General features: G+C 58.1%; 2 protein-coding genes. Both read left to right on the top strand.

Annotated elements, in window-relative coordinates; all coding sequences use genetic code 11:
* Window positions 1-653: 653 nt before the first annotated feature.
* Window positions 654-2,084, top strand: coding sequence for a cysteine--tRNA ligase (cysS, locus tag IRZ24_RS16600; protein WP_297166552.1), 1,431 nt, complete (start codon window positions 654-656; stop codon window positions 2,082-2,084).
* Between the two features lie 717 nt (window positions 2,085-2,801).
* Window positions 2,802-5,041 (top strand): penicillin acylase family protein (locus IRZ24_RS16595; protein WP_297166549.1); only part of this gene is annotated, 2,240 nt, incomplete at its 3' end.

The following is a 5,041-nucleotide window of genomic DNA, read 5'->3' as shown; positions in this document are numbered from 1 at the left end:
ACTATTAATAGAATAACTATAAGTATACTCTCGCTGCCGAGCCTTCCCAGGCATGGATGATCAGGCCGAACAGCAGAAGACCCGGCAGGAGATTGCTGCCCAGAGAAGGGCAGCTCGCAGGGAGGCAAGACCGTTAGCTTTGACTAGAAGAGACCGGCACCATCAGCTCTGCCCCTGCGGCTTGGCCTTCCACTCTCTAGACGTAGCAGGGGCAGCGAACCGAAAAAATGCTGGGCGCTGTTCGCAGATAAGCAAAAACCTTGCAAATTCTGGCTGGGGCTATACCAGTGCCTGAGAGTATGCTATACTAGCGAAGACGGATCGACCTTGACCGTCATACACCGGTGGTTTCCTCCCAACAGAAGCATGGATCAGCCTCCAGGTACGCGCTCGCCCTGGCATCCTGGTGACAAGCGTGAGCGCAGATGAGATGAGGCGCAACAAGACGAGAGACATAGGGCAGAGAAATCAGAGGACTGAAGGTGCTATGGGCATGATGGCGGCTATACCACGAGCTGCAACACACTTCTGTACCCACGCTGTTTCTGGCCGCAATACGCGTAATTAGCGCACTGCTTGCCTGCACTTGCTTCCCCTGGCTCCTTTTGGGTACAGTTTCGTGAGCATTTAGGACATCAGGAGAGAATAGAAAAATGAGCAGCATTTCGGCCAGGCCGATTGTGCTTTATAATACACTCGGTCGCACGAAACAGCGTTTTGAGCCTCTTCATCCGCCAAAGGTGGGCATCTACAGCTGCGGACCCACTGTTTACCGCGATATCCATATCGGTAACTTTCGCACATTCCTGATGACCGACTGGTTACGCCGCATGCTCGAATACAACGGCTATGAGGTGCTGCTGGTGCGCAACATCACTGATGTTGGTCATCTGCAGAACGACGTCGAGGAACGTGGCGAGGATAAAATCGAGCATGAGGCGCGTAGGACGGGTCGTTCCGCCTATGAGATCGCAGCCTACTACACGCGCCGCTATGAGGAGGACGCCGCTGAGCTAAACATTCTGCCCCCTCACATCGCGCCCAAGGCGACCGATCACATCCCTGAGATGCAGGAGATGATCGCCAGGCTCCTTGAAAAAGGATTGGCCTATGTGACTAGTGAGGGAAATGTCTATTACGATGTGAGCCGCTTCCCCGACTACGGTAAGCTCTCCGGCAACACACTGGAGCAGTTGCGGGCTGGCGGTCACGGGCGCGAACAGATGGAGGTGGCCGATGATAAGCAGTCGCCCGAGGACTTCGCTCTCTGGAAGCGGGGCAGTCCCAAGCGTCAAATGAATTGGGAGAGTCCGTGGGGCCTTGGTTTTCCCGGCTGGCACATCGAATGCTCAGCGATGTCCGTCAAGTATCTGGGTGACCAGTTCGATATTCACACCGGCGCGGTTGATCTGATCTTCCCTCACCATGAGGATGAGATCGCTCAAAGTCAGGGGGTCAGTGGTAAGCCGCCCGTACGCTATTGGGTCCACGGCGAGTTTCTGGATTTCGGCAATGCCAAGATGGCTCGTTCGAAAGGCAATGTGATCCTCCTCTCGACACTAAAGGAACGGGGCATTGAGCCGCTGGCTTTGCGCTATCTGCTGCTGACCGCTCACTATCGCTCTAAGATCAACTTTACCGATGAGTCGATTGCGGCAGCCCAGAATGGTTTGAATAATCTGCGTGAGGCTCTGGCAGAGTTGCCCGCTGATGGGGTGGGCGCGACAGGTCCCTGGTCTGAGGAGGCTCAGCGCTTGCGGGACGCTTTCCACGAGGCGATTAACGATAATCTGGAGCTGCCCACGGCCCTGAGTGTGACTTACCGCGCGCTCCATAATCAGCGTATTCCACCAGCCGAGCGACGTCGCCTGATTCTAGATTTTGACCGTGTGCTTGGCCTGCGCCTGGAGACGGTCTCCCCGCGCCAGCCACGTCCTATTCCTGAGGAGGTTTTGGCTCTGGTGCGGGAGCGCGAGGCCGCACGCGCTGCTCGCGATTGGCAACGTGCAGATGCCCTACGTGAGCAGATCAAGGCGCTTGGCTTTGAGGTGCGCGATACGGCTCGGGGTACAGAGTTGGTCTAGCCAGGCCGAGCCAGGCCTGTCTTGGAGCGAAGAGCAGCAGCGGATCGTCTGGCTTGCCCGGCTCACCTGCCCTCCCACTGAGAGCATTTGCTCAGGCCTGGGCAGACCTAATGAGATAGGGAAGTGTAGCGGCTTCTGCCTGCCCGACGCTGAGCGCTGTCTCTCTTGGGCGGCCTGCTGGCCGGGAAGCGGGCTAGCTCATTCAAGCGGCGAGCGGCAGCTAGAGGCGAGGCCTCTGGCTTTGCCTGGCGCGAGCGCTGACAGACGGCTATCGCTCGCATGCATAGGATTAGCAGTGCGTTGACCGCGCTTGCTTTCCAGGATCGACCTCAGTATCTGCAGCCAGCACCGATCACAACGTATAATATTGCCTGGATGATCCAGGTTGTCTTAGTTAGCAAGAGCGGGAGGGAGCCAGGAGCGACCACCTGGTGTTCTTCCCGCTGTTCTTCTGCCTTTCCTCGCTCGCTTGCTCCTGCAAAGGCAGATGGGCAAGCGCCGAAGGCTGAGGTGTCAATGAGTGGTGACAGCGGCTCGCAGATCCCCTGGCTGTTGTCGTTGGATGCGCACGGAGGGGGGATTGGGTGAGGGGCTTGACAGCCGATGGTGAGCAAGAGAGCAAGCGGCTATGTGCGCATGCAATGGAAAGGGAGGGATGGCCTATCTCTTAGCCTATTCTGCGAGTCGTATATAACGCACGCAAAGGAGGCGAGAATCATGGCATCCTGGTGGCAAAAGACGCTGATGGCTGCCGCCGGTCTGGCGGGTGCGCTTGGCGGCGCGTATTATTTCTTGCTGCGTCGCCCCATCCCTTCGCCCAAGGGTGTCCGGCGCCTGCCTGGCTTGCATGAGGAAGTCGAGGTCATTACCGACCGCTATGGCGTACCCCATATCTATGCTCGTAATGAGGATGATCTCTTCTTCGCTCAGGGCTACGTTCATGCGCAGCAGCGCCTCTGGCAGATGGATTTCAACCGCCGCCTGGGCTCCGGTCGGCTCTCGGAAATTGTCGGTGAGGTAACGCTAGAGCTTGACCGCTTCTGCCGTCGTCTGGGCCTGCATCGCGCCGCCGCCAATGATGTAGCTCATCTCTCGGCCCATCACCGCCGGATTCTGGAAGCCTACGCCGCCGGCGTCAATGCCTTTATTGAGAGTCATCCGCTCCCTGTGGAATTCACCCTTCTGCGCTATCGGCCTGATCCCTGGCAGCCTGCCGATAGTCTGCTTTGGGCCAAGATGATGGGCTGGAATCTCAGCGGCAACTGGGAGACTGAGCTGATTCGCGCCCGCATCATTGCTCGCGCCGGTGCCGAGCGGGCAGCCCGCCTGGAGGCAGGCTATGACCCTTCGCACCCGCTGATCATTCCTCCAGGCGCTGAGTATGGTGGGGTCAATCCGGGTCTGTTGGAGCCATACGAGCAGGTACGGCAGTTGAGTGGCTTCGGTCCGCTAGGGGCAAGCAATAACTGGGTGGTGGATGGCAGTAAGACTGTGACTGGCTCTCCTATTCTCTGTAACGATCCGCATCTGGCTCAGAGCGCTCCTTCGATCTGGTTTGAGTGCCACCTGGTGGCTGGCGACATCGATGTGATCGGAGCCTCGTTCCCGGGCACCCCTGGTATTGTGATCGGCCATAACCGTTACATCGCTTGGGGACTGACGAATGCGATTTCCGATGTTCAGGACCTCTATATCGAGAAGTTTGACCCGCAGAATCCATACCGCTATGAGTTCCAGGGCCGTTGGGAAGAGGCTCAGGTAATCCGCGAGGAGATCCGTGTCAAGGGACGCAAGGAGCCGGTCGTAGAGGAGGTCTTGGTGACACGACACGGTCCCATTTTGAGCAGTCTCCCGACAGGGAAAGGGCAGGCAGGCCAGGGAGATGGCGCTACTCCAGGGGAGCTGCCTCTCGCTCTGCGGTGGACTGGCTTTGAGTCCTGCCGCATCATTGCGGCGGTGGAGAAGCTGAATCGCGCAACCTGCTGGGAGGAGTTTCTGGAGGCGATGCGTGATTGGGATGTGCCGCCGCAGAATGTGGTCTATGCTGACCGCGAGGGCAATATTGGCTACATTATGGCGGGTTTGATTCCTGTCCGTAGCCACCGTCAGACGCTGCTGCCTTCGCCGGGTTGGACGGGGGAATATGAGTGGACTGGCTTTATTCCCTTTGAGGAGCTGCCGCGCCTCTTTAATCCGCCTGAGCACCTGATTGTGACGGCCAATAACCGCGTGGTGAAGGATGATTATCCCTACTATATTACTCACGAGTGGCTCAACGGCTATCGCGCGCAGCGTATCCGCGATCTGCTTCTGAGTAAGGAGCGTCTGTCGCTGGCGGATATGGCGCGCATCCAGTCGGATCAGTATGCGCTGCCAGCTCGCGAGATTGTGCCTCATGTGCTCGAGACGGTTAGCCCAGCGAATGCTTTGGAGGAGACAGCGCTGCAGACGCTGCGGGAGTGGGATTATGTGCTCTCTCCTCAGAGCGCCGGGGCGGCGATTTATGAAACGTTCCTCCAGAAGCTGGAGCGCATTGTCTTCGGGGCGGTCATCGGCGACGATGAGCAGTTGCTCTCTCAGTATCTGGGCGTTGGTTCGACCTTGCTGGCGATTCTCAATGGCTATGCCAGCCGGAGTAAGCCGCTGCTGATTCGCTTGCTGAAGGAGCGTGATGATAGCTGGTTTGCGGAGTCGGCTATTCCTAATGGGCCGCGCTCATGGCCTGCGGCTATCGCGGCAGCTTGGTCGGCAGCTATCGCTGAGCTATTGGAGAAGTTGGGCCCAGATGTGGCACGCTGGCAGTATGGAGCGATTCACCGCCTGACCTATCAGCATCCGCTGGGGAATGTGAAGCCCCTCGATAAGCTGTTCAACCGTGGCCCTTATCCAGCGGGCGGCGATATCGATACGGTCTTTATGGGCGCGGTGCTGCCGAACCAGCCGGAGCAGGTGGTGAT

Origin of the sequence: Thermogemmatispora sp., from assembly GCF_019683755.1 — a bacterium.
In the GTDB taxonomy this organism is placed as follows: domain Bacteria; phylum Chloroflexota; class Ktedonobacteria; order Ktedonobacterales; family Ktedonobacteraceae; genus Thermogemmatispora.
This window is presented reverse-complemented; position numbering and strand designations above follow the sequence as displayed.